Annotated in this window: 19 protein-coding genes; 8 read left to right on the forward strand and 11 right to left on the reverse strand. The window is 67.0% G+C overall.

Translation table 11 applies throughout. The annotated features are described in order from the left end of the window. Positions 1 to 58: 58 nt before the first annotated feature. The 5 genes from ACTXG9_RS04185 to pgaD all read left to right on the forward strand — a co-directional run bounded on the left by ACTXG9_RS04185 (position 59) and on the right by pgaD (position 7,247). Positions 59 to 1,264: a CynX/NimT family MFS transporter gene (locus ACTXG9_RS04185; protein ID WP_111102841.1), complete on the forward strand. Its 1,206-nt coding sequence runs from the start codon at positions 59 to 61 to the stop codon at positions 1,262 to 1,264. A gap of 342 nt (positions 1,265 to 1,606) precedes the next feature. Further along, complete coding sequence (pgaA, locus tag ACTXG9_RS04190; RefSeq protein WP_111102839.1) at positions 1,607 to 3,634, forward strand: poly-beta-1,6 N-acetyl-D-glucosamine export porin PgaA; 2,028 nt, start codon at positions 1,607 to 1,609, stop codon at positions 3,632 to 3,634. A gap of 1 nt (position 3,635) precedes the next feature. After that, positions 3,636 to 5,522 (forward strand): poly-beta-1,6-N-acetyl-D-glucosamine N-deacetylase PgaB, encoded by a 1,887-nt coding sequence (gene pgaB, locus ACTXG9_RS04195; protein WP_111102837.1) that lies wholly within the window; start codon positions 3,636 to 3,638, stop codon positions 5,520 to 5,522. A 1-nt stretch (position 5,523) separates the two neighbouring features. After that, positions 5,524 to 6,780: a poly-beta-1,6-N-acetyl-D-glucosamine synthase gene (gene pgaC / locus ACTXG9_RS04200; protein WP_111102835.1), complete on the forward strand. Its 1,257-nt coding sequence runs from the start codon at positions 5,524 to 5,526 to the stop codon at positions 6,778 to 6,780. Beyond that, complete coding sequence (pgaD, locus tag ACTXG9_RS04205) at positions 6,777 to 7,247, forward strand: poly-beta-1,6-N-acetyl-D-glucosamine biosynthesis protein PgaD (RefSeq protein WP_111102834.1); 471 nt, start codon at positions 6,777 to 6,779, stop codon at positions 7,245 to 7,247. The genes pgaC and pgaD overlap by 4 nt, the downstream gene beginning before the upstream one ends. Before the next feature lie 135 nt (positions 7,248 to 7,382). Here the strand turns inward: pgaD and ACTXG9_RS04210 are convergent, their stop codons facing one another. The 11 genes from ACTXG9_RS04210 to ACTXG9_RS04260 form a co-directional block, all read right to left on the reverse strand. Further along, positions 7,383 to 8,654 (reverse strand): glutamate-5-semialdehyde dehydrogenase, encoded by a 1,272-nt coding sequence (locus ACTXG9_RS04210; protein WP_111102832.1) that lies wholly within the window; start codon positions 8,652 to 8,654, stop codon positions 7,383 to 7,385. After that, complete coding sequence (gene proB, locus ACTXG9_RS04215) at positions 8,651 to 9,808, reverse strand: glutamate 5-kinase (protein ID WP_019660494.1); 1,158 nt, start codon at positions 9,806 to 9,808, stop codon at positions 8,651 to 8,653. Before proB ends, ACTXG9_RS04210 begins: the two co-directional genes overlap by 4 nt. A gap of 11 nt (positions 9,809 to 9,819) precedes the next feature. Further along, complete coding sequence (locus tag ACTXG9_RS04220) at positions 9,820 to 10,083, reverse strand: YciI family protein (protein WP_019660495.1); 264 nt, start codon at positions 10,081 to 10,083, stop codon at positions 9,820 to 9,822. Next, complete coding sequence (argH, locus tag ACTXG9_RS04225; protein WP_111102830.1) at positions 10,083 to 11,378, reverse strand: argininosuccinate lyase; 1,296 nt, start codon at positions 11,376 to 11,378, stop codon at positions 10,083 to 10,085. Before argH ends, ACTXG9_RS04220 begins: the two co-directional genes overlap by 1 nt. A gap of 20 nt (positions 11,379 to 11,398) precedes the next feature. Continuing rightward, on the reverse strand, positions 11,399 to 12,352 hold the full coding sequence (argC, locus tag ACTXG9_RS04230) for an N-acetyl-gamma-glutamyl-phosphate reductase (RefSeq protein ID WP_111102828.1): 954 nt from the start codon (positions 12,350 to 12,352) through the stop codon (positions 11,399 to 11,401). Beyond that, positions 12,349 to 12,951: a GNAT family N-acetyltransferase gene (locus tag ACTXG9_RS04235; protein WP_111102826.1), complete on the reverse strand. Its 603-nt coding sequence runs from the start codon at positions 12,949 to 12,951 to the stop codon at positions 12,349 to 12,351. Before ACTXG9_RS04235 ends, argC begins: the two co-directional genes overlap by 4 nt. 3 nt (positions 12,952 to 12,954) lie before the next feature. Continuing rightward, a complete protein-coding gene (locus ACTXG9_RS04240) occupies positions 12,955 to 14,283 on the reverse strand; it encodes an acetylglutamate kinase (protein ID WP_111102824.1) in 1,329 nt (442 codons plus the stop codon). Between the two features lie 25 nt (positions 14,284 to 14,308). Further along, positions 14,309 to 15,397, reverse strand: coding sequence for an acetylornithine deacetylase (locus tag ACTXG9_RS04245; RefSeq protein ID WP_111097865.1), 1,089 nt, complete (start codon positions 15,395 to 15,397; stop codon positions 14,309 to 14,311). 148 nt (positions 15,398 to 15,545) lie between these two features. Next, positions 15,546 to 16,739 carry an argininosuccinate synthase gene (locus tag ACTXG9_RS04250; RefSeq protein ID WP_019660501.1) on the reverse strand — a complete coding sequence of 398 codons (1,194 nt, stop codon included), beginning with the start codon at positions 16,737 to 16,739 and terminating at the stop codon, positions 15,546 to 15,548. A gap of 62 nt (positions 16,740 to 16,801) precedes the next feature. Further along, positions 16,802 to 17,812, reverse strand: coding sequence for an N-acetylornithine carbamoyltransferase (locus ACTXG9_RS04255; protein WP_019660502.1), 1,011 nt, complete (start codon positions 17,810 to 17,812; stop codon positions 16,802 to 16,804). Positions 17,813 to 18,130: 318 nt separating this feature from the next. Beyond that, complete coding sequence (locus ACTXG9_RS04260; RefSeq protein WP_026347073.1) at positions 18,131 to 18,694, reverse strand: hypothetical protein; 564 nt, start codon at positions 18,692 to 18,694, stop codon at positions 18,131 to 18,133. 187 nt (positions 18,695 to 18,881) lie between these two features. On the opposite strand from ACTXG9_RS04260, the gene cysS reads away from it, so the two are divergent. Genes cysS through ACTXG9_RS04275 form a run of 3 tightly spaced genes read left to right on the forward strand, consistent with a single transcriptional unit; the run spans position 18,882 to position 22,012 of the window. After that, on the forward strand, positions 18,882 to 20,258 hold the full coding sequence (cysS, locus tag ACTXG9_RS04265) for a cysteine--tRNA ligase (RefSeq protein ID WP_021204184.1): 1,377 nt from the start codon (positions 18,882 to 18,884) through the stop codon (positions 20,256 to 20,258). 57 nt (positions 20,259 to 20,315) lie between these two features. After that, positions 20,316 to 20,768, forward strand: coding sequence for a SufE family protein (locus ACTXG9_RS04270; RefSeq protein ID WP_021204183.1), 453 nt, complete (start codon positions 20,316 to 20,318; stop codon positions 20,766 to 20,768). Further along, on the forward strand, positions 20,765 to 22,012 hold the full coding sequence (locus ACTXG9_RS04275) for an MFS transporter (protein WP_021204182.1): 1,248 nt from the start codon (positions 20,765 to 20,767) through the stop codon (positions 22,010 to 22,012). Before ACTXG9_RS04270 ends, ACTXG9_RS04275 begins: the two co-directional genes overlap by 4 nt. The last annotated feature ends 445 nt before the right edge of the window (positions 22,013 to 22,457 follow it).

Here is a 22,457-nt window from a genome sequence, read left to right on the forward strand (position 1 = left end):
GACCGATGCCGGCGCTGCATGCCATTGCCCCGGTGTGCGACACCTGCAAGGACCACCGATGAGTTCCTCCACTTCCGATTCGCCGTCGCTGCTGCACGGTCGTGTCCTCGCGTTTGCCGCGATCCTGCTGGCAGCGGTCAACCTGCGCACTGCGGTCACCTCGATCACCCCGCTGCTGGACGTACTCGGCCAGCAGTTCGGCTTCGGCACCACCATGACCGGCGTGCTGGGCATGCTGCCGACCGCCTCGTTCGCGGTGTTCGGCGTGGCCACGCCGACGCTGGCGCGGCGCCTGGGCCTGGAGCGCACCACGCTGCTGGCGATGGTGATGGCGATGGCCGGCCTGCTGCTGCGCTCCAGCGCCGGCAACGTCGGCACGCTGCTGCTCGGTTCGGTGCTGGCACTGGCCGGCATGGGCATCGGCAACGTGGTGGTGCCGCCGCTGGTGAAGCGCTACTTCGCCAACAAGGTCGGCACCATGAGCACGCTCTACATCAGCGTGCTGCAGCTGGGCACCATGCTGCCCGCATTGCTGGCGGTACCGGTGGCCAACACCGCTGGCTGGCGCGTGTCGCTGGGCATGTGGGCACTGCTGGCACTGGCCGCAGCATTGCCGTGGCTGGTTCTGGCCAGGCGCGCACCGAAGCCGCAGGCAGATGCCATCGACCCGACCGCACAGCCGCATGGGAAAGTCTGGCGCACCTCACTGGGCTGGAGCATGACGCTGATGTTCGGCATGACTTCGCTGATGACCTATTCGATGTTCACCTGGCTGCCACGCATCGTGGTCGAGGCCGGCGGCACACCGGCCTTTGGTGGCGTGATGGTGGCGGTGTTCTCGGCGCTCGGGCTGCTGCCGTCGCTGGTCATTCCATCCATGGCAGTTCGCATGCAGAACCCGTTTCCGCTGGTGCTGATCGGCTTCTTCTCGTTCGTGATCGCCTTCACCGGCCTGCTGCTGGCACCGATGAAGGCCCCTCTGCTGTGGGCGTGCCTGCTCGGCGTCGGTCCATCCACCTTCCCGCTGGCGCTGACCCTGATCAACCTGCGCACGCGCACCCCCACCGGCTCGGCGGCACTGTCCGGCTTCATGCAGGGCGTGGGTTACAGCTTCAGCTGCCTCGGGCCGTTCCTGGTCGGCTGGCTGCATACGGTCAGCAACGGCTGGACGATCCCGTTCAGCTTCCTGTTCGGCTGCGCCACCCTGATGCTGTGCGCTTCCTGGGTGGCCTGCAAGCCGCGCAAGCTGGAAGACCTCTGGTAAGCCGCATGGGGCCAGCAACCGGCCCCACCTACCGCTCGTCAGCCCGTTTGCGCATTTTGACGCCGGGCTGACAATTCCGGGCGGATAGTGCCCACGAATGCCCATCCTTGCCGCGTGCCGGCATCGGGCATGGGGGCGGCAGCGCCGCCCAGGCCACCACTCGGTGCGCGGGGGACTCTCGTTTCAGACAAGACATTGCAGGTCGCTGTCCTGGTTCCGCCCATCCCTGCTGGATGGGAGTTCGCGAGGGGAGTGACGCAGGCCACGGCCACCCCAAAATCTGGCATGTGATGTGCGTCACATTTTTCAGGTTGTCTGGTTCGGAAGCCAAGGGGGTCCCCAATGGTTGTCCACCGCCGGCTGGCGCTCTGCGTCGGCCTTGCCTGTACCGCCCTGGCCTGGGCCAGCAGTGCTGCCCCGCCCGACCGCGAGGCGGCCCTGGCCGAGATCGGCCGCTACCGCGACCAGGCCCGCTGGCTGGATGCCCTCGGCGCCATCGAGCGCGCCAGCCAACAGCAGCCCAACGACGATCTGCTGTTCAAGCTGCGCGTACTGACCCTGGGCGACATCGGCAATGCGTGGCGCGCCTGGGAGCTGTATCAGCAGCGCCCGCAGCTGTTCGACGCTGCACAGAAGCAGCGCATCGAAGGCGACTACCTGGCCAAACTGGTGGTCTGGAGCCTGGCCTACAGCAGCAGCGAAGACAGCCGGCTGGAAGAGGCCGAATCAACCCTGGCGCGCATGCAGCGCTACCTGGGCGCCGAAGGCACTCCACCCGCGCAGGCGCCGCTTCGCGTCCGCATGGACCGGCTGATCCTGCTCAACCGGCTGGGCCGCCATGCGCAGGTGCGCGAGGAAGCCCGCGCACTGCAGGCCGAAGGCCATGCCCTGCCCGACTATGTGCTGCCTGCGGTCGGCGATTCGCTGATGGGCACCCTGCATCCGGAAGAAGCCATCCCGGTGCTGCAGGCGGCCGTCGCTGGCGATCCGGCGCGCGACGCCTCGCATTCGGAACTGGCCTACGCCTACCTGGAAAGCGAGCAGCAGGAAAAGGCGATCGACCTGCTGCAGGCATGGCGCGACAAGGAACCAGCGTGGCGCTGGAGCAATGGCAAATCCCCATACGCGAACTGGTCGCGCTACGAAGCTGACCTCAACCTGGCGATGGTACGCGCCTACAGCGGTGACCTGCCCACCGCGCAGCGCGACCTGGAATCAATGGTGGAGATCGCACCGGGCAACGGTGGACTGCAGAGCGCGCTGGGCAGCGTCTACATGATGCGCGGATGGCCACGCATGGCACTGCAGCGCCAGCAGATGGCACATGCGCTGGACCCTCGCGACATCGAGCCGCGGCTGGGCATGGAGGAGGCCTACGTCGCCCTGCAGCGCGATGACCTGGCAAGGCCACTGCACGACGATCTTGTCGCACGCTACCCGACCCAACCCGCCGTCGAACGCATGGACCAGGCCTGGCGGGCGCATCGCGGTTGGCAGCTGAAGGCATGGACCGACATTGGTCGCAGCTCCGGCGGTGGCGGCACCTCGCCGCTGGGCAACAACGACCGTCACTACGGGGTCGAAGTGCAGACACCGGTACTCGACGACCGCTGGCGGTTGTTCGCCTTGGCCGACAGGCGCTCGGTCGACTTCCAGGACCAGCGCATTGACCCGCTGTGGCTGGGCGCGGGCGTACGCTACCGCTTCGGCCAGCTGGATGCGGAAGCGGCGGTACTGCGCGCCAACGACCACATTGGCGATACCGGCCTGCGCATCGGCGTGGGTTGGCAGTTCAACGATTACTGGCATGCCGGGCTGGTGGCCGCACGCAATGACCCGGAAGCCTCGATGCAGGCGCGCGTGGCGGGCATCACCGCTGACAGCGTGAGCGCGCAGGTCGACTACCGGCGCAGCGAGCTGACCCACTGGATGTTCGGCGCCAGCCGCTTCCGCTACGACGACGGCAACCACCGCGAGCTGTTCAGCACCAGCATCGAACAGCGCCTGCTGACCCGCCCGCGCTGGTTGATCGACGGCCTGGCCAGTGCCTACACCAGCCGGGGCAGCCGCGACGACGCGCCCTACTTCAACCCGAAGCGCGACCGCATGGTCGAGATCGGGCTGCGCATCGACCAGCAGCTGTGGCGGCACTACGAGCGCCACTTCCGGCACCGCCTGACGGTCTCGCTGGGTGACTACTGGCAGGACGGCTTCGGCAGCGCTCTGGTCCCTTCGGTGTCCTACATGCACGAATGGCAGCTGGGCCAGGGCCGCGTGTTCGAGTACGGCGTGCGCTGGTCGCGGCCGGTCTACGACGGCCACCGCGAGCGTCATATCGGCTTCGAAGCCGCACTGCGCTGGGGAGAGTGACATGGCCCGCATCCTGCGACTGATCGTGCTCCTGCTGCTGGCCGCCACGCCGCCGGCGTTCGCGCAGCAGGCCCTGCATCTCGATGCCACTGACAACGGCCTGCTGATCCTCAGCTACCACGACATCCGCGACCGGGTCGCGGCCAAGGGCGATGCCGATACCTATGCGGTGAGCACGCAGAACTTCGCCGCACACCTGGACTGGCTCGGCGCGCATGGTTATCACCCGGTCTCGCTGTCGCAGGTGATCGACGCCTCCCAGGGACGCGCCACGCTGCCACCGAAACCCGTACTGCTGACCTTCGATGATGGCCTGCGCAGCGTCTACGACAAGGCGTTCCCGCTGCTGCAGGCGTACCGCTACCCGGCGCTGGTGGCAGTGATCACCGATTACGTGGACATGGCACCCGGGCGCACGATCGACTATGGCTACCGGCCGTTCGGCCACGATGACTTCGTTACCTGGGCGCAGCTGAAGCAGATGCACGACAGCGGCCTGATCGAAGTGGCCAGCCATACCGACGACCTGCACCACGGAGTGCTTGCCAATCCGCAGGGCAATTCGACGCCAGCGGTGGTCACCCGCATCTACCGGCCGGCCACGCGCAGCTACGAGAGCGAGGCGCAGTACGAGCAGCGCCTGCGCGCCGATCTCGGCCGCAGCGTGCAGCGCATCCAGCAGCATCTGGGCGTGCGCCCGCGCGCCATTGTCTGGCCGTACGCGGCCTACAACCAGTTGAGCAACGACATCGCCGAACAGCTGGGCATGCCGGTGTCCTTCGATCTGGAAGGCCGCAGCACGCCAGTGGCCAGCGACCTGCATGGGCTGGCGCGCTTCCTGGTCAGCGACAACCCGACCGTGGAGGGCCTCGCCTACGAGCTGCGGCGCGACGTTGCGCTCGACGGCATCCGCGCGTTGCAGGTCGACCTGGATGATGTGTACGACCCGGACCCGGCGCAGCAGGGGCGCAACCTCGATGCGCTGATCGAGCGGGTCAAGCGCATCTCGCCCACCCACGTCTACCTGCAGGCGTTCGCCGATCCGGACGGCAACAACACCGCCGATGCACTGTACTTCCCCAACCGGCACATGCCGATGCGCGCGGACCTGTTCAGCCGGGTCGCCTGGCAGCTGAAGTCGCGCACGGGGGTGAAGGTTTACGCATGGCTGCCGGTGCTCGGCTTCGAGCTGCCCGACCCCGTGCAGCGCAAGGCACTGGCGATCCACAACGGTGATGCCGACGGCATGTACCGGCTGGACTTCACCAATCCGAAGGCACGCCAGATCATGCTCGACATCTACGAGGATCTGGCCGTCAATTCGTATTTCGAAGGCCTGCTCTTCCATGATGATGGCTACCTGCGCGACACCGAGCTGCCCACCTTGTCGGCCGGTACGGACGGCAGCGCACGCACACAGGCGCTGATCGACTTCACCCTGGCCCTGCGCGACAGTGCGCAGCGTTGGCGGCCGAAGCTGGCCACGGTGCGCAACCTGTACGCGGAGCCGGTGCTGCGTCCGCAGAGCGAGGCCTGGTTCGCGCAGCGCCTGGACCTGTTCAACAAGGCCTACGACCAGACCGCACTGATGGCGATGCCGTGGATGGAAGGCAGCAGGCATCCGGAACGCTGGCTCGACCAGCTGCTGGCCGCGGTGCGCGCGCACGATCCCCAGTTGCAGCACACCCTGTTCGAACTGCAGACCGTCGATTGGCGCAGCGGGCAACCGATTCCCGCCGAGCGGCTGCGCGCGCAGATCCGCCAGCTGCAGGCGCAGGGCGTGCACCACTTCGCCTGGTACCCGGATGACTTCATCGCCGGCCAGCCTTCCACCCATGATGCCCGCGCGGCGATGTCCGCCGGCAACTTCCCGTACCCGGAGAAGTGACATGGACATGCATCCGCTGCTGCAGGTCCTGTTCCAGTTCGCCTTCTACTACCCGATGGTGATGGCGTTCTTCTGGATGTCGGGCGGCCTGTATTACTACTTCCGGCGCGAACGCCATTCGCGCCCACGCAACGACCCGCCGCTGATGGTCGATCCACCGTTCGCGAGCCTGTTGATTCCCTGCCACAACGAGTCCGCGAACCTCGACGACACGCTCGGCGCGGCGCTGGCACAGCGCTATCCGGCCGACTACGAGGTGATCGCCATCGACGATGGCAGCAGTGATGACACCGGCGCCCGGCTCGACGTGCTGGCGGCGAAGCATCAGCGGCTGCGCGTGCTGCACCTTGACCGCAACCTCGGCAAGGCCAACGCGCTGCGCATGGGTGCGCTGGCGGCCCGCTCGGAGTACCTGGTGTGCATCGATGGCGACGCGATGCTGGAGGAGCACGCGCTGCACTGGATGATCTGGCACCTGGTGAGCGGCAACCGGGTCGGCGCGGTGACCGGCAATCCGCGCATCCGCAACCGCTCCACCCTGCTCGGACGCCTGCAGGTGGCCGAGTTCTCGTCGATCATCGGCATGATCAAGCGCGCGCAGCGCGTGTACGGGCGCATCTTCACCATCTCCGGAGTGATCGCAGGCTTTCGCCGCACCGCCCTGCACCAGGTCGGCTGGTGGTCGGACGACATGGTGACCGAAGACATCGACATCAGCTGGCGCCTGCAGCGGGCGCACTGGGACATTCGCTACGAACCCAACGCACTGTGCTTCATCCTGATGCCGGAAACGCTGAAGGGGCTGTGGAGGCAGCGGCTGCGCTGGGCCCAGGGTGGCGTGGAGGTGATGCTGCGCCACGCCCGCTCGCTGCTGCACTGGAAGGAGCGGCGCATGTGGGGCGTACTGCTGGAGTACGTGCTGAGCGTGATCTGGGCTTACACCATGTTGTTCATCGTTGTGCTGTGGGCGCTGGGCAAGTTCATCGAACTGCCGCCGCAGCTGCATATCGCCAGCCTGCTGCCGCAATGGCATGGCGTGATCCTGGCCCTGGTCTGCCTGATGCAGTTCGCCAGCAGCCTGATCATCGACCGTCGTTACGAAACACAGATTGGACGCAACTACTTCTGGGTCATCTGGTACCCGATGGCGTACTGGCTGATCAGTCTTTCCACCACCCTGGTGGCGTTGCCGAAGACCCTGCTGCGCCGTCGCAGCAAGCGCGCCACCTGGACCAGTCCCGATCGGGGGATCCGATGAACGCACAACGCCCGTCCAACCGCTTCGACTCGCGGATGATCCGCAAGCCGCATCGCCAACCACGCTTCCAGCGCACCGCCTGGGGCTTCGTCACCCTCGCGTTCTGGGGGTTCTACTTCTACCTGTGGGCACCGTTGGTGACCCTGCTCTCGTGGCTGATCGGCGGCCAGCTGGCCTGGCAGCAGCTGTACGAACGGCAAAGCCACTTCGACCCCTATGTGCTGGTGGCACTGCCGCTGATGCTGCTGTGTGCCAGCGTGCTGCTGATCGGCTGGGCCGAGTACAACCGCGCGCGCTTCCGCGGCCACGACCGGCGCCTGCCGCGGCCGCTGGCCAGCCTCAACGAAGTGGCCGCCGACCTGGGGGCCAGCACCGGCCTTGCCGAGCGCCTGCTGGGCTGCAAGGCCGCCACGCTGCACATGGACGATCACGCGCGGCCGATCGGTATCCGCCGCGAGGTGGTGTGACGCCCCGGTAGTCGCCGACCCGGGTCGGCGCTTGCTTTGGTAGCTGCCGATCCTGGTCGGCGCTTGGGCCTGGTGGGCGCCGACCTTGGTCGGCACCGGGGTCTACCGCGAAGTGCATCCGCGCATCGCGTGGATCTACGTGCGCGTCTGCCCTTCGCCGCGCACGACAAATCGTTCGACGGTGAGTGCTTCCAGGCCCATTGGACCGTACGCATGCAGGCGCGTGGTGGAAATGCCGATCTCGCTGCCCAGGCCCAGCTGGCCACCGTCGGAGAAGCGCGACGAGGCATTGACCATCACTACCGCCGAGCGCAGCGCAGTGACGAAGCGCTCGGCATGGCCGGCGTCTTCGGTGGCGATCACTTCGGTATGGTCGGAGGTATAGGCACGGATGTGCGCGATGGCCGCCTCGAGGTCATCAACCACGCGCACGGCCAGCACCAGGTCGAGGAACTCGGCAGCGTAGTCGTCTTCGCTGGCGGCGGTGCTGCCTGGCAGCAGCGGCTGCGCGTTCGTGTCGGCGCGCAGCTCCACGCCACGCTCACCGAGCGCCTGCGCCACGCGCGGCAGGAAGGCTTCGGCCACATCACGATGCACCAGCAGGGTTTCCAGCGAGTTGCAGGCCGACGGACGGCTGCATTTGCCGTCCACCAGAAGGTCGATGGCTTTGCCGAGGTCGGCGCTGGCATCCACGAACAGGTGGCAGACACCCTTGTAGTGCTTGATCACCGGCACCCGCGCATGCTCGGCAACGAAGCGGATCAGGCCTTCGCCGCCGCGCGGAATCGCCAGATCGATCAGTTCATGCAGCTGCAGCAGTTCCAGCATTGCTTCGCGGCGCAGGTCGGTCAGCACGGTCACTGCCGCCGCCGGTACGCCATTGGCCTGCAGGGCGCCGGCCAGCGCCTGGGCGATGGCGGTGTTGGAGTGGATCGCTTCGGAACCACCGCGCAGGATCACACCATTGCCGGCCTTCAGGCACAGCGCGGCCGCTTCGGCGGTCACGTTCGGGCGCGCCTCGTAGATCATCGCGATCACGCCCAGCGGCACGCGCACCTTCTGCACGCGGATGCCGTTTGGACGCACATCGTCGCGGGTGATCTGGCCGACGGGATCGGGCAGCGCGGCGACCTCTCGCACGGCTTCGGCCATCGCGAACAGGCGTGCCGGGTCCAGCGCCAGGCGGTCGAGCATGGCACTGCCAATGCCTTTCTCGCGCGCAGCGGCAAGGTCGCGCGCATTACCGGCCAGGATCAGCCCGGCATTCACTTCCAGTGCCTGGGCCATCGCCAGCAGCAGCGTGCGGCGCGTCGCACTGTCGAGGCCGGCAACGGTCTGGGCCGCGTCACGGCAGGCACGCGCCTGCGCTTCGATTTCGCTCATCGGCGAGTCCTTCAATCCGGTCATGGCAGCACCAGGTCGTCGCGATGGACGACGCTACCGCCGTAGTTGTAGCCCAGCACGGCCTCGATGTCGCGCGAATGGCGGCCGGCGATCCGGCGCACATCATCGGCCGCGTACTGGCTGACTCCGCGCGCCACGCAGACGCGGCCCTGTGGCGCGTTCCAGCACACCTGCACCATGTCGCCACGGCGGAACATGCCCTCCGCGCCGGTGATGCCGCCGGGCAGCAGCGAGGCGCCCTTCTCGCGCATCGCCTGCGCCGCGCCGGCATCGATCACGATAGCACCCTCGACCAGCGGCGCGTGCCGCAGCCAGTGCTTGCGGGCCGCCTCACGGCTGCGCGCGGCGTGGATACGGGTACCGAACAGGCGGTCCTGGGCCAGCGCGCGTACCACGTCACCGCTGCGGCCATTGAACAGATAGGTTTCGATGCCGAGACGCCCCGCCTTCGCTGCCGCTTCCAGCTTGGTCCGCATGCCGCCGGTACCGGCGCGCGAGCCGGCGCCGCCGGCCATCGCCAGCACCTCGTCACTCAGTTCCGGGACGTCGTGCAATGGCCGCGCATCGGCCACGGTGCGCGGGTCGGCGCTGTACAGTCCGTCGATGTCGGTGGCAATGAACAGCGCATCGGCATCAACCAGCGCGGCCACGGTGGCGGCCAGGTTGTCGTTGTCGCCGAGCTTGAGTTCGTCCACCGACACGGTGTCGTTCTCGTTGACCACCGGCAACGCGCCCAGCCGCAGCAGTTCGTTGAGCGTGGCGCGTGCGTTGAGGTAGCGGCGGCGGTTGCGCAGGTCGTCATGGGTCAGCAGCACCTGCGCCACCGGGCGCTCGAAGAAGCGCTGCCAGAGCCCGATCAGCTGGGCCTGGCCAAGCGCGGCCAGCGCCTGCCGTGCCGCCATCGCCGCGCCGGGCTCATCGGCCCGCGGCAGGATCGCCCGCCCGGCCGCAACCGCACCGGACGACACGATCACCACCTCACGTCCGGCCAGTACATTGGCAGAAACGAACTGTGCCAGGCCCAGCGCGTGGCGGGGCGACAGGCCGCCGCCATCGGCGGCGAGCAGGCTGCTGCCCACTTTCAGCACCGCACGCCGCCACGGCGGCAGCGCCTGTTCCGGGAACGGCGAAGCGACGTGGCTGGCATGCAGAGTCATCAGTCAGGGCCTCAGCGGGTGTTCCATTCGTGCACGGTCAGGTCGGAGGCATGCATCGTCACCAGCGGATCGGTGGCGACGATGGCCTGCGCCTGCGCCAGGCTGTCCACGTTGCACAGCACATAGGCGCCACCACTGCCGTCGGCGAAACCACCAGTCAGCTGCAGCTTGCCCTGCGCCTGCAACGCATCGAGGAAATCGCGGTGCGGCTGCACCGCTGCATCGTTGAAGTCCGGCCGGCGCATCGCCATCACCAGGTAGACAGTGCCCGCCATCAGGACAGCGCCTGCCAGCGCGCGCGCAGTTCGTCCAGGCGCAGGTCGGCGGCCGAACCCGGCGACACGCGCGCGGCGAGGCTGCCTTCCGGGGTACGCCCCTGCCCTGCACTGTCGGCACCGGCAGCTGCGGCCTTGTAGGCCTCGCGGAACGGCACGCCAGCCACCGCCGCTTCCACCGCAACGTCGGTGGCATACATGCCCGAATCAATCGCCGCGCGCAGCTTGTCGTCACGCCATTCCAGATTGGCCAGCAGCGCCGGCAGCAGTTCCAGCGCGGCCAGGCCACGGCCGAAGCCGTGGAAGATGGCCCCCTTGGACGACTGCAGGTCGCGATGGTAGCCGGACGGCAGCGACAGCAGCTGCTCGATCTCGGTGCGCGCAGCGGCGACGCTGGCGTGGGTGGCACGCATCAGCTCGATCACGTCCGGATTGCGCTTGTTGGGCATGATCGAACTGCCGGTGGTGTACTGCGCCGGCAGCGCGACGAAGCCGAACTCGGCGCTGGTGAACAGTGACAGGTCCCAGGCAATGCGGCGCAGGTCCAGCGTGGCGCCACCGAGCGCTTCCAGTGCAGCCAGCTCGAACTTGCCACGCGACAGCTGCGCATAGATCGGCGAGATCTGCATGCGCGCGAAGCCGAGCGCCGCCGTGGTGTGCTCGCGGTCCAGCGGCAGGTTCACGCCGTAGCCGGCAGCGGTACCCAACGGATTGGCGTCGACCAGCGCATGGGTATCGCGGGCGCGGATGGCGTTGTCGATGAAGGCCTCGGCCCAGCCCGCCCACCACATGCCGGCCGAGGACACTACGGCGCGCTGGATGTGGGTGTAGCCGGGAATCGGCAGGTCCTTCTCGGCCTGTGCGCGGTCCAGCGCAACCTTGGCCGCTTCGGCGCTGAGCTGTGCCACGCGCTGCAGCTTCTCCTTCAGCCAGAGGCGGGTGGCGACCAGGATCTGGTCGTTGCGGCTGCGGCCGGTGTGGATCTTGCGGCCGGCATCGCCGAGGCGTTCGGTCAGGCGCGCTTCGATCGCCGAGTGACCATCCTCGTACTGGGTATCGAGCACGAAGCGGCCTTCGCGGAAGTCCTGCGCCAGGATCTCCAGTTCGCGCAGCAGTTCTGCCAGTTCATCGGCGCTGAGGATGCCGATGTGCTGCAGGCCCTGCGCATGCGCGGCGCTGGCAGCGATGTCATGCAGGAAGAACTCGCGGTCGAGGATCACGTCGTCGCCGGCGAGGAAGGTCTGGATCTGGGCGTCGACGGCGACGCCGGGCTTCTGCCAAAGAAGGTCTGCCATGGGGGCTCCGGAATGCGTATTCAGTGCGGGATCGACGTCAGTTCGTCGATGCCAAGCGCGAGGTTGAGGTTCTGCATGGCCTGGGTGGCCGCGCCCTTCAGCAGGTTGTCCAGGGTCGCCACCACGACGACCCGCTTGCCGCCCGGCGCGAGCGTGAAGCCACCGACCTGGGCACCGTGTCGGCCGGCGATACGGCTGACCCACGGCGCTTCATCCACCACGTCGATCAGGGGTTCGCCGGCATAGGCCTGCTGGAAGCGCTCGACGATCTGTTCGCGGGTCTGCACGCGGTTCAGCCACAGGTTGGCGGTAAGCGTGATGCCCCGGAAATGCGGCGCGACATGTGGCATGAATTCAACAGCCACACCCAGCTGCACCGACACCTCCCGCTCATGCACGTGGTTGGTCAGCGCGTAGGGCATCAGGTTGTCGGCCAGCAGTTCGACGTTGTTCTTGTCCGACGGCGTGGTACCGGCGCCGGAGTAGCCGGAGACACCGAAGCACTGCGGCGGACCGGCCAGCAGGTCCAGCAGCGGATGCACCGCCAGCTGCATCGCCGTGGCATAGCAGCCCGGGTTGCTGATGTGCTTCTGGCCGTTGTAGCGGCCGCGGGTCAGCTCCGGCAGGCCGTAATACCAGCTGTTGTCGAAGCGGTAGTCGGCCGAGAGGTCGACGATGACGGTGTCCGCCTTCGCCGCCTCCAGCGCGGCCACGAACGGCGCGGCCAAGCCGTTGGGCAGGGCCAGGATCACCGCATCCACGCCCTTGGCCGCCACTGCGTCGGCGTCCAGGTTTTCGTACTGCAGCTCGCCCTGGAATTCCGGGTGGTGGTCGGACAGGCGCTGCCCGGCGCGCTCGCGCGAGGAGACGAAAGCCAGTTCCAGCCGCGGATGGGCGGCCACCAGCTTGATCAGCTCGGCGCCGGTATGGCCGCGGGCACCGACGATGCCCAGGGTAAAGGTCGAATCGTTCATGCGTGACTGTCCAGGCGGTACTGCAGGTGGCGCTTCACGCCCTGCCATTCCGCATCGATGATGGAGAAGATGACGGTATCGCGCGGCGTGCCATCGGCATGCCGCTTGTGGTTGCGCAGCACGCCATCCTGCTTGGCGCCCAAGCGCGCGATGGCGGTGCGCGAGGTGACGTTGAACCAGCTGGTTTCCAGTACCACGCTGATGCAGCCCATGGCCTCGAAGGCGTGCTGCAGCAGCAACAGCTTGGCTTCGGTGTTGGCGCCGGTGCGCTGCACGCGCGGCGTGTACCAGGTGTAGCCGAGGCTGAGCCTGGGCACGCTGGCATCCATGTCGTAGAAGCGCGTGCTGCCGATGATGTCACCCGCCGCATCACGGATCACGAACGGCAGCACCTTGCCTTCGCTCTGCGCCTGCACCGCGGCCCGCACATAGGCCTCGGCCTGTTCCGGCGATGGCACCTGGGTGTACCAGAGCTGGTCCAGGCCGCTGCCTTCAAGCGCATCGCGCAGGCCGGGCACGTGCTCCATCTGCAGCGGCTGCAGGGTTACGTGCTGGCCGCGCAGGGTAGGAACCGTGTTCCAGGCATCGAGGTTGCTCATTGCTCAGCCCTGCAGGCTCGGGGTGCGCTGCGCGCAATGATCGACATAGGTCTTGATCCGGTCGATGCCATCGGCACCGAACCAGAATACCTTCCACTGATCCTGCTTGTAGCAGCCATCGGACTCGGCGTAGTAGAAGTGATTGATCGGGTTGCCATGGCGCGAGCGCCAGAACAGCTGCGGCGTTTCTTCCAGCATCACGTTCCAGACCGCACGGCCGAGGCCTTCGCCCTGTGCGTCGTCGAGCACGGCGAACTTGTCCAGGTACACGCCTTCGGCCTCGTCGGTGAGGATGACCGCGGTGCGGTAGTTCTCGCTGACGTAGGCGCGCAGCAGCCTGGTCTTCTGGAAATAGTCCGGCACCAGGGTGCGGCCGAAGCTGGATTCGATCAGGCCCTTCAGGCGCGGCAGGTCCAGTTCGTCCCAAGCGGTGGCGCGCAGCACTTTTTCGCCCTTGCGCACCAGCGTGCCCGAGCCCTTGTGGGTGAACAGTTCCTTGGCCAGGTCGGCCGGGCGGGTGATCGACACCGACGATTCCAGCGGCAGGCGATCGAGCAGATCCTTGATCTGTTCGATCTTCACCTTCATGCCGCCGTGGATCCACGGCTGCGCGATCAGGTGGTCGTACTCGGTGGACAGGTTGATCGAATCGATCACGTTGCCCGCCTCGTCCAGCAGGCCGCCGGTGCCGGTCAGGAAGATGATCTTGTACGGCTGCAGTTCCTGCACCAGCTCGTTGGCGGCGAAGTCGGCGTTGACGTTGAGGATCTGGCCACCGACGGTTTCACCCAGGCTGGTGATGACCGGGATCGAGCCCGCACGCAGGCTGGCCTCGATCGGCGCCAGGTTGACCTTCTTCACCTCGCCGACCAGGCCGTAGGTATCCACGTCCAGGTACTCGGCCTCGAACACGCCACCGGTGATGGAGGTGGCGCGCGCGCCGTTCTGCTGCAGCGCCTCGACCAGGCGCAGGTTGGACTGCTGGAACACCCGGCGCACGATCGCCAGTGCTTCCGGCGAAGTCACGCGCAGGCCGTTCACGGTCTGCTTGTCGATGCCGGCCGCCGACAGCTCGGCATCCAGCTGCGGGCCGGCGCCGTGCAGCACGATCGGGGTCAGCCCGACTTCCTGCAGGAACGACAGCGAAGAGGTCAGCGCGTCGAGATCGTCGCGCAGCACCGCGCCGCCGACCTTGACCACGGCGAAGCGCTTGGCATCCAGCTGCGAAAAGCGCTTGAGGTACTGGCTGATCTCCTTCGCGCTGGCCATGCTGGAAAGCAGGCGCACGATGGTCTGGCGGGTCTGGCGGTGGGGCTGGAGGGCAGGAGACATTTCGGTTTCGTCGGAAAGGGAAGAATCAGGCGCCGGCGGCGATGATGCGGTGCACGGCGTCGGTGTAGCGCTGCAGCTGGTCCAGCGTCACGAACTCATCGGCGGTGTGGGCCTGGGCAATATCGCCCGGGCCAAACACCAGGGTGGTGTAACCGGCGGCGGAGAACAGCGAGGCCTCGGTCCAGAAGTCCACGGCGTTGCCGATCGGCAGCTCGAGCGCGTCGGCCACATCGCGCGCCAGCAGGCGGCGGTTCTCGGCTTCGGCGATGTCGCCGGCCGGCAGGCTGGGGCCACGGAAGGTCTCGGTGAATACCGCCGCTTCCGGCTCGGCGAACCCGGCGAAGGTGGCCAGCAACGCGTCGATGTTCATCGACGGCAGCGGCCGGAAACCGAAGCGCACTTCGGCAGCGGGCGCGATCATGTTGGCCTTGATCCCGCCTTCGACGCGGCCGATGTTGAAGCGCAGGCCCGTCAGCCCACCGAAGCGTGCCGAAGCCAGCGATTCCACATGGTCCAGCGCGCGGTTGCCCCAGCGCATCGCCTGGTGCAGCGCACTGGCAGCCGCATCCTGCTTGCCCGAGGCGTGCCCTGCACGACCGGCGAACTGCATCAGCACCGAGCTGATGCCGCGATGCGCCAGCACCGCTTCGCTCATGGTCGGCTCGGCCACCAGCACCGCTTCATACGGCAGGCCACGGGCCAGGAACGCGGCGATGCAGCGCGGATCGTTGGCTTCTTCATCGCTGGAGAACAGGAAGGCCGCGTCACCGTCGCTGGCATTGGCTGCGGCCACCAGTGCGGCGGCCGCGCCCTTGATGTCACACACGCCCAGACCGACCACGCGGTCGTCCAGGCGGCGCATCACGTGCGGGTCGGCGCTCCAGTGCGGCGAATCGGGCACGGTATCAAGATGTACGTTGAACAGGTACTTCGGCGTCCCGCGCACGGCGTACAGGCTGACCGCACCGGCGCCGTGGTCGATCACCTCGACGTTGAAGCCGGGCAGGTTCGCGCGCAGGTAATCGAAGATGCCACCGGTGGTGATCGCGCGCGGCGGGTTGCGGGTGTCGAAGGACACCAGGACCTGCAGGTGATCGAGCGTCTGTTCAAGCATGAAACAAAGATCCTGTGGAATTCCGCCGGGCATGGCCCGGCGCTACCGTGATGCATCTGGTGGAGAGCCCCCTTCTTGTTGAAGGGGGCGCGCCAACGGCGCAGGGTTGAGGTGGAATGCGCGGGAGACGCGCGCGCAATTCAATCGCTCAGCGATTGACTTGCGCGTAAAGCGTCGAGCTCATACCGAACAGCTTGATGAAGCCTTCAGCCTCCTCCACGCCCCAGTCGGCCGACTGCGCGTAGGTGGCACCCTTGGTGTTGAGCAGGTGCGGCGACTTCACGGCCACCGCATCGACGCGGCCACCACGGGTTTCCAGCACCACTTCACCGTTGACCTTGGCCTGCGAGGACTTCAGGAAGGCTTCGATGTCGGTCTTCAGCGGGTCGTGGTAGAAGCCTTCGTACACCAGCTCCACCCACTTGCGTGCCACGTCCGGCTTGAAGCGGTTCTGCTGCTTGGTCAGCACCGCATCTTCCAGCGCGCGGTGTGCGGCCAGCAGCGAGACCAGGCCCGGGGCCTCGAACACGATGCGGCCCTTCAGGCCGATCACCGTGTCGCCGGTGTACACGCCGCGACCGACGCCGTACGGGGCGAACAGCTTGTTGAGCTGGGCCAGGATCTGGTCGCCCGGCAGCGCCTTGCCGTTCAGTTCAACCGCTTCGCCTTCAATGAACTTCAGGGTGACGGTCAGCGCTTGTTCCGGCCATTCGCTGCGCGGCGAGCACCAGCCACGCGCACCTTCGCCCGGGGCTTCCCAACGGTCGATCTCGCCACCGGACATGGTCACGCCCAGCAGGTTCTCGTTGATGGTGTAGGCCTGCTGCTTGGCGCGCACGCCGAAGCCGCGCTCTTCCAGGTATTTCTGCTCGTAGGCACGGGTCTGGGTGTGTTCCTTCTGGATCTCGCGGATCGGCGCGATGATCTGGTAGTCACCCAGCGCCTTCACGGCCAGGTCGAAGCGGACCTGGTCATTGCCCATGCCGGTGCAGCCGTGGGCGATGATGTTGGTGCCCAGTTCGGCGGCACGCTTCAGCGCGGCATCCACGATCAGGTAGCGGTCCGACACCAGCAGCGGGTACTGGCCCTGGTAGCCTTCGCCGGCCCACACGAACGGCTTGACGAAGCCTTCCCAGATCGCCGGGCCACCGTTCACAGTGACATGGCTGGTCACGCCCAGCTCGGCGGCACGCTTCTCGATGAAATCGCGCTCTTCATCATCCACGCCGCCGGTGTCGGCGAACACGGTGTGCACGTTGTAGCCACGCTCCTGCAGGTAGGGCACGCAGAAGCTGGTATCCAGGCCGCCGGAGAAGGCGAGAACGACGTCTTTATTGCTCATGGGGAGGGTATGTCCTGGTAGCGCCGGGCCGTGCCCGGCGGAAATGATTGAATCGGAAAAAATCAGCGCCCGGCAACCGCGGCCATGATCGCCTTCTGCACGTGCAGGCGGTTCTCGGCTTCGTTGATGGCGATGCACTGCGGCGAATCCATCACCGCATCGGTGGCCTTCACGTTGCGACGCAGCGGCAGGCAGTGGCTGAACACACCGTTGTTGGTCAGCGCCATCTTGCGTTCGTCGACGATGAAGTGCTTGAACTGGTCGCGGATCGGCTTTTCCGGTTCCCAGTTGCCAAAGAACGGCAGCGCTCCCCAGCTCTTGGCGTAAACCACGTCGGCGCCGGCGTAGGCGCTGTCGACATCATGGCTGATCTTCAGCGAACCACCGCTTTCGGCCACGTTCTGCTCGGCCCAGCCCATGTAGCGCTCGTCGAGGATGTAGTCGGCGGTCGGGCAAAGCAGTGTCACGTCCATGCCCATGCGGGTGGCGATGGTCAGCGCCGAGTTGGCCACGGCGGTGTTGAGCGGCTTGGGGTGGTAGGTCCAGGTCAGCACGTACTTCTTGCCACGCAGGTCCTGGGTGCCGAAGTGCTCCTGCAGCGCCATGATGTGCGCCAGCTCCTGGCACGGGTGGGTGATGGTCTCCATGTTGATGACCGGCACCGGCGAATACCTGGCGAAGCTGTTGAGGACGATGTCCTGGCGGTCGTACGCCCAGTCCTGGAACTTCGGGAACGCACGCACGGCGATGATGTCGCAGTAACGGCCCAGCACCTTGGCCACTTCCGCGATGTGTTCCTCGGTATCGCCGTCCATCACCGTGCCGAGGTTGAACTCGATCGGCCACGCATCCTTGCCCGGCTGCAGCACCACCGCATGGGCGCCGAGCTGGAACGCGCCCAGTTCGAAGCTGGTGCGGGTGCGCATGGACGGGTTGAAGAACACCAGCGCGATCGACTTGCCCTTGAGCTGGTCGCCGAGCTTGTTGCGCTTGAACAGCGCGGCCTGGGTCAGCAATGCGTCGAGATCGCTGCGGCTCCAGTCCTGGGTGTTCAGGAAGTGCTTGGGGGACATCTTCTTTCCTTGCGTGGCGGCGCCGGGTTCGACGCGGTGGAAGGGAAAACAGGAAGCAAAGGTGAAACGAAAAGGTTGCAGTTGCAGCTTTCAGAACGCGGAAACGAAAAAACCCAGCCGGCGGGCTGGGTTTTTTTCGGACGAACAGCAAAAAGCTCCGGTTACCCAGCGAGAATGTGGGGTTCCGGTCGACGCGCACGCGAGGTCATGCCCGACGCCTGTCGGGCTGCGCTGCTGTCGTGCTGGAAGTCGGTGAGCTTCATGGCCGAATATCTTTGCATGCGGCCGTGACCGGCGCAAGGGGCCGGGGTCGCAGAATCAGGGATTGCCGGCGGCGCCCTGCTCAGGACCGACCCAGGGGGTGATCGACACCCGGATCTTGAGCCGGTTGCCCGGGTCTTCCGGCAGCCGCGACCGATACTTGGTGCCCTTGTAGACGTAGTCCACGTCGTAGGCGATGGGCCGGCGGAATTCACGCCCCACCGGCACGATGCGGCAGTCACGGGTCAGCATCGGGCCATTGTTGGCAGGCGCCGGGGCCGGCGTTTCGGGGCCGGCCTCTTCGGAGGGCTCCTCGTCGCTGCGCTTGAATATCGAGCGCACCGAGTCCCAGAAACGGCTGATCCGGCCCTTGTCCTCGACCGGCTCCTCGCCGGTCACGTTGACCGGGGCCAGGGTGCGGGTCGACACCGGCTCGCAATGCTCCTCGGTACGGGTCGCGCGCAGGGTCTGGAATACCGGCTCGACGTTCAGTACCTGGGCGTAGTCGAACTTCACGTTCTCCACGATCACCACCCGGTTGCGGGGCTCGGCCTCCTGCGCCAGCACCACGGCGGGCAGCGCCGACAGGCAGGCCAGGGTCAGCAATGCGGTGGATTTCAGTGGCGACGGGAGCAAGGACACGGCGATAGTGTAGGCAGTGGCGAGCGCAAGGGGCTGAACATTACCCGTCCACGCCGCTCCTGCCCACCCCACCCTGGCTCCCTCCGGCGTCCACCGGTGGCAACCAGCGCCCCCAAAGGGAGCGACACGTTCTAAAATCACAGACTTGTCCCCCAGCCACAGCCCCATGACCCTGCGCCTGCACAACAACCTGACTCGCCAGCTCGAACCGTTCACCCCGCTCGACCCGGCCTGTCCGACCCTGTATGTGTGCGGCCCCACGGTCTACAACTACGTGCACATCGGCAACGCCCGTGGCCCGGTGGTGTTCGGGGTGCTGGCCGACCTGCTGCGGCGGCGTTTCGGCGCACTGCGCTACGCCCGCAACATCACCGACGTGGACGACAAGATCAACACCGCCGCGCGCGAGCAGGGGGTGCCGATCAGCACCATCACCGACAGGTTCGCCGCCGCCTACCGTGAAGACATGGCCGCGCTGGGCGTGGTGCCGCCTGACATCGAACCGGAAGTGACCGCGCACATGCCGCAGATCATCACCATGATCGAGCAGTTGATCGCCAGTGGTCATGCCTATGCCGCCGAAGGCCACGTGCTGTTTGCGGTGGCCAGCTTCGATGGCTACGGCAAGCTCTCCCGCCGCGACCCGGAAGAAATGCTGGCTGGCGCCCGCGTCGATGTCGCCCCCTACAAGCGTGATCCGGGCGATTTCGTGCTGTGGAAGCCATCCAGCGACGACCTGCCCGGCTGGGAATCGCCCTGGGGCCGTGGCCGCCCGGGCTGGCACATCGAATGCTCGGCGATGGCCGCCGCCCACCTGGGCGAGACCATCGACATCCATGCCGGCGGCGTCGACCTGCAGTTCCCGCACCATGAAAACGAGATCGCGCAGAGCGAATGCGCGCATGGCGGCAGGATCTTCGCCCGCTACTGGCTGCACAACGGCATGCTCAACTTCGGCGGCGCCAAGATGAGCAAGTCACTGGGCAACATCGAGCGCGTGCATGACCTGGTTCGCCAGCATCCGCCGGAGGCACTGCGCCTGGCCCTGCTGTCGGCCCACTACCGTCAACCACTGGACTGGTCCGATGCGCTGATCGAACAGTCGGTGCGTACGCTGGACCGCCTGTACGGCACCCTGCGCGAACTGGCCTCGGTCGAGGCCAGCGCGGTGATTCCGGCCACGGTCGAAGCGACCCTCGACGACGACCTCAACACCCCGCAGGCGCTGGCCGAAGTGGCCCGCATCGCGGCCGAGGCGCGTCGTGCCACGGACCCGGCCGAACAGTCGCGCCTGAAGGCCGAGCTGCTCGGTGCCGGCCTGGCGCTGGGCCTTCTGCAGGCCGATCCGGCGCAGTGGTTTGGTACCGCTGCGGGCGCTGACGGCGACGATGCCCGTATCCAGGGCCTGATCGACGAGCGCGCTGCGGCCAAGAAGGCGCGCGACTTCGCCCGTTCCGATGCCATCCGCGACCAGTTGGCCGCCGAAGGCATCGTGCTGGAAGACACCCCGCAGGGCGTGCGCTGGTCGCGCAAGCGCGGCTGACCTGCTGCCCTGCCCCGTGGCCGGCCCGCCGGCCACGCCCCCACTGTAGAGACTGTTGTGACCGACTCCCCGTTCCCGCTTGAACCCACCGCCGCCGAGGCCCAGACCGCCATCGCCGAGGAATTCGGCTTCTTCGGCGACTGGTCCGAGCGCTACCAGTACCTGATCGACCTCGGCCGCAAGCTGCCGGCCTTCCCGGAAGAATGGAAGACCGAAGAGCATCGCCTGCTCGGCTGCCAGTCGATGGTCTGGATCGTGCCGGAAGGCAATGCGCAGTCGCTGCGCTTCCATGCCATCAGTGATTCGGCCATCGTCTCCGGCCTGATCTTCCTGGCGCTGCGCGTGTACTCCGGGCGCTCGGCGCGGGAGATCCTGGACACCGAACCGAGCTATATCCAGGACATCGGCCTGGCCCGCCACCTGTCTCCGACCCGCAGCAATGGTGTGGCTGCGATGCTGGCCTTCATCCGCGAGACCGCGCAGACCCAGCTGCAGCGCGATCCGTCGTGAACGAGCCTGCCACAGCCGAGGACACCGCGCTGGGCCTGCTGTCCCGGCCCGGCTTCGCCAAGCTGCTGGCCTACCGCATCTTCGCGATGCTGTCCTACCAGGTGGTGGCAGTCACCGTCGGCTGGCACATCTACGAAGTCACCCGCAATCCGTTCTCGCTGGGCCTGATCGGCCTGGCCGAGGTGCTGCCGTTCTTTTGCGTGGCGCCATTCGCCGGCTACCTGGTCGACCATCTGCCGCGGCGTCGGTTGGGCATGGCGGCCTGTTCCGGGCTGATCGCCACCGCGCTGGTACTGACCAGCGTGGCCAAGGGCTGGCTGCCGTTTGAAGACGTGTGGCCCATCTATGCAGCCATCGCCCTGACCGGCATGGTCCGCGCCTTCCTGTCACCTATCTACAACGCACTGTTCGCCCGCGTGCTGGCCCGCGATCAGTTCGCGCGCGGCGCAGGCCTCGGCGCGGTGGTGTTCCAGGCCGGCATGGTCGCCGGCCCGGCGCTGGGCGGCGTGCTGGTCGGCTTCGGCGGCAAGGGCCTCTCCTACGCGGTGGCTACGGCCTTTGCGCTGGTGGCGATGGCCTGCCTGGCTACATTGAAGGTGGAAGAACCGGTGCACACCGGTCCGGCCGCGCCGATCTTCAAGAGCATCGCCGAAGGCGCGCGCTTCGTGGTCGGCAACCGGATCATGGTCGGGGCGATGGCGCTGGACATGTTCTCGGTGCTGCTGGGCGGCGTGGTGGCGATGCTGCCGGCCTTCCTGCACGAGATCCTGCACCACGGTCCGGAAGGCCTGGGCATCCTGCGCGCGATGCCGGCGCTCGGCTCGGTGTGCGTGGGCCTGTGGCTGGCCCGCCACCCGCTGCACCGCAATGCCGGCCGCGTGTTGCTGTTCGCGGTGGCCGGTTTCGGCCTGTGCGTGATCGGCTTCGGCCTGTCGCAGCACTTCTGGCTGTCAGCGCTGATCCTGCTGTTCTACGGGGCCTTCGATGGCATCTCGGTGGTGATCCGATCGACCATCCTGCAGTTGGCCACGCCGGAAGAGATGCGCGGCCGGGTGTCGTCGATCAACGGCATCTTCATCAGTTCGTCCAACGAGCTGGGCGCGTTCTATGCAGGCACGATGGCGAAGCTGCTCGGCCTGGTGCCGGCCGTGGTGCTGGGTGGGTTTGCGGTGCTGAGCGTGGCCGGGATCACCGCGTGGAAGAACCCGACGCTGCGGAAACTGAATTTGCGTGATCTGCAGTAGCGTCGGCTCGTCGTTTCCGCGACAGCCGCTTTACGTGCGCCGACGCATTGGTAGCGCCGGGCCATGCCCGGCAGCCCTTTTCCGCGACCGCGGCGGGGTGTCACTTTCTTTTCGCGAAAAGAAAGTAACCAAAGAAACGCTCCGCCATCCGCGAGCCGGCGCTGCGCGCCGGTGCCCTGTGCTCCTCGGTGAATCAGGGGACGGCGCGGAGAGCCAGCCGACTAGCAGTCGGCTCTACAGGATAGAGCGGCCTCTTCGCCCTTGATTCCCCTGCGGTGCTCGGCTCGCTACAAGGCGGACTCAACAGCCGCGAGCGCACGCATGACCGCTCTTGTCGGCCTGAGCCGAGCGTGGGCTCGGCTCTACATCGGCCGCGCACGCAGGAAACCGTCGAGAGCCTGCGGGTGGGTCCGGGCAGGACCGTCCGCGGCATGGATGCCGCGGC

This window comes from Stenotrophomonas maltophilia group sp. LNF247 (genome assembly GCF_054083135.1).

What these genes read in the sequence shown, in the direction of transcription:
- ACTXG9_RS04185 (WP_111102841.1), top strand. Translation starts at nt 59, where the DNA reads ATGAGTTCCTCCACTTCCGATTCGCCGTCGCTGCTGCACGGTCGTGTC.
- pgaA (WP_111102839.1), top strand. Translation starts at nt 1,607, where the DNA reads ATGGTTGTCCACCGCCGGCTGGCGCTCTGCGTCGGCCTTGCCTGTACC.
- pgaB (WP_111102837.1), top strand. Translation starts at nt 3,636, where the DNA reads ATGGCCCGCATCCTGCGACTGATCGTGCTCCTGCTGCTGGCCGCCACG.
- pgaC (WP_111102835.1), top strand. Translation starts at nt 5,524, where the DNA reads ATGGACATGCATCCGCTGCTGCAGGTCCTGTTCCAGTTCGCCTTCTAC.
- pgaD (WP_111102834.1), top strand. Translation starts at nt 6,777, where the DNA reads ATGAACGCACAACGCCCGTCCAACCGCTTCGACTCGCGGATGATCCGC.
- ACTXG9_RS04210 (WP_111102832.1), bottom strand. Translation starts at nt 8,654, where the DNA reads ATGACCGGATTGAAGGACTCGCCGATGAGCGAAATCGAAGCGCAGGCG.
- proB (WP_019660494.1), bottom strand. Translation starts at nt 9,808, where the DNA reads ATGACTCTGCATGCCAGCCACGTCGCTTCGCCGTTCCCGGAACAGGCG.
- ACTXG9_RS04220 (WP_019660495.1), bottom strand. Translation starts at nt 10,083, where the DNA reads ATGGCGGGCACTGTCTACCTGGTGATGGCGATGCGCCGGCCGGACTTC.
- argH (WP_111102830.1), bottom strand. Translation starts at nt 11,378, where the DNA reads ATGGCAGACCTTCTTTGGCAGAAGCCCGGCGTCGCCGTCGACGCCCAG.
- argC (WP_111102828.1), bottom strand. Translation starts at nt 12,352, where the DNA reads ATGAACGATTCGACCTTTACCCTGGGCATCGTCGGTGCCCGCGGCCAT.
- ACTXG9_RS04235 (WP_111102826.1), bottom strand. Translation starts at nt 12,951, where the DNA reads ATGAGCAACCTCGATGCCTGGAACACGGTTCCTACCCTGCGCGGCCAG.
- ACTXG9_RS04240 (WP_111102824.1), bottom strand. Translation starts at nt 14,283, where the DNA reads ATGTCTCCTGCCCTCCAGCCCCACCGCCAGACCCGCCAGACCATCGTG.
- ACTXG9_RS04245 (WP_111097865.1), bottom strand. Translation starts at nt 15,397, where the DNA reads ATGCTTGAACAGACGCTCGATCACCTGCAGGTCCTGGTGTCCTTCGAC.
- ACTXG9_RS04250 (WP_019660501.1), bottom strand. Translation starts at nt 16,739, where the DNA reads ATGAGCAATAAAGACGTCGTTCTCGCCTTCTCCGGCGGCCTGGATACC.
- ACTXG9_RS04255 (WP_019660502.1), bottom strand. Translation starts at nt 17,812, where the DNA reads ATGTCCCCCAAGCACTTCCTGAACACCCAGGACTGGAGCCGCAGCGAT.
- cysS (WP_021204184.1), top strand. Translation starts at nt 18,882, where the DNA reads ATGACCCTGCGCCTGCACAACAACCTGACTCGCCAGCTCGAACCGTTC.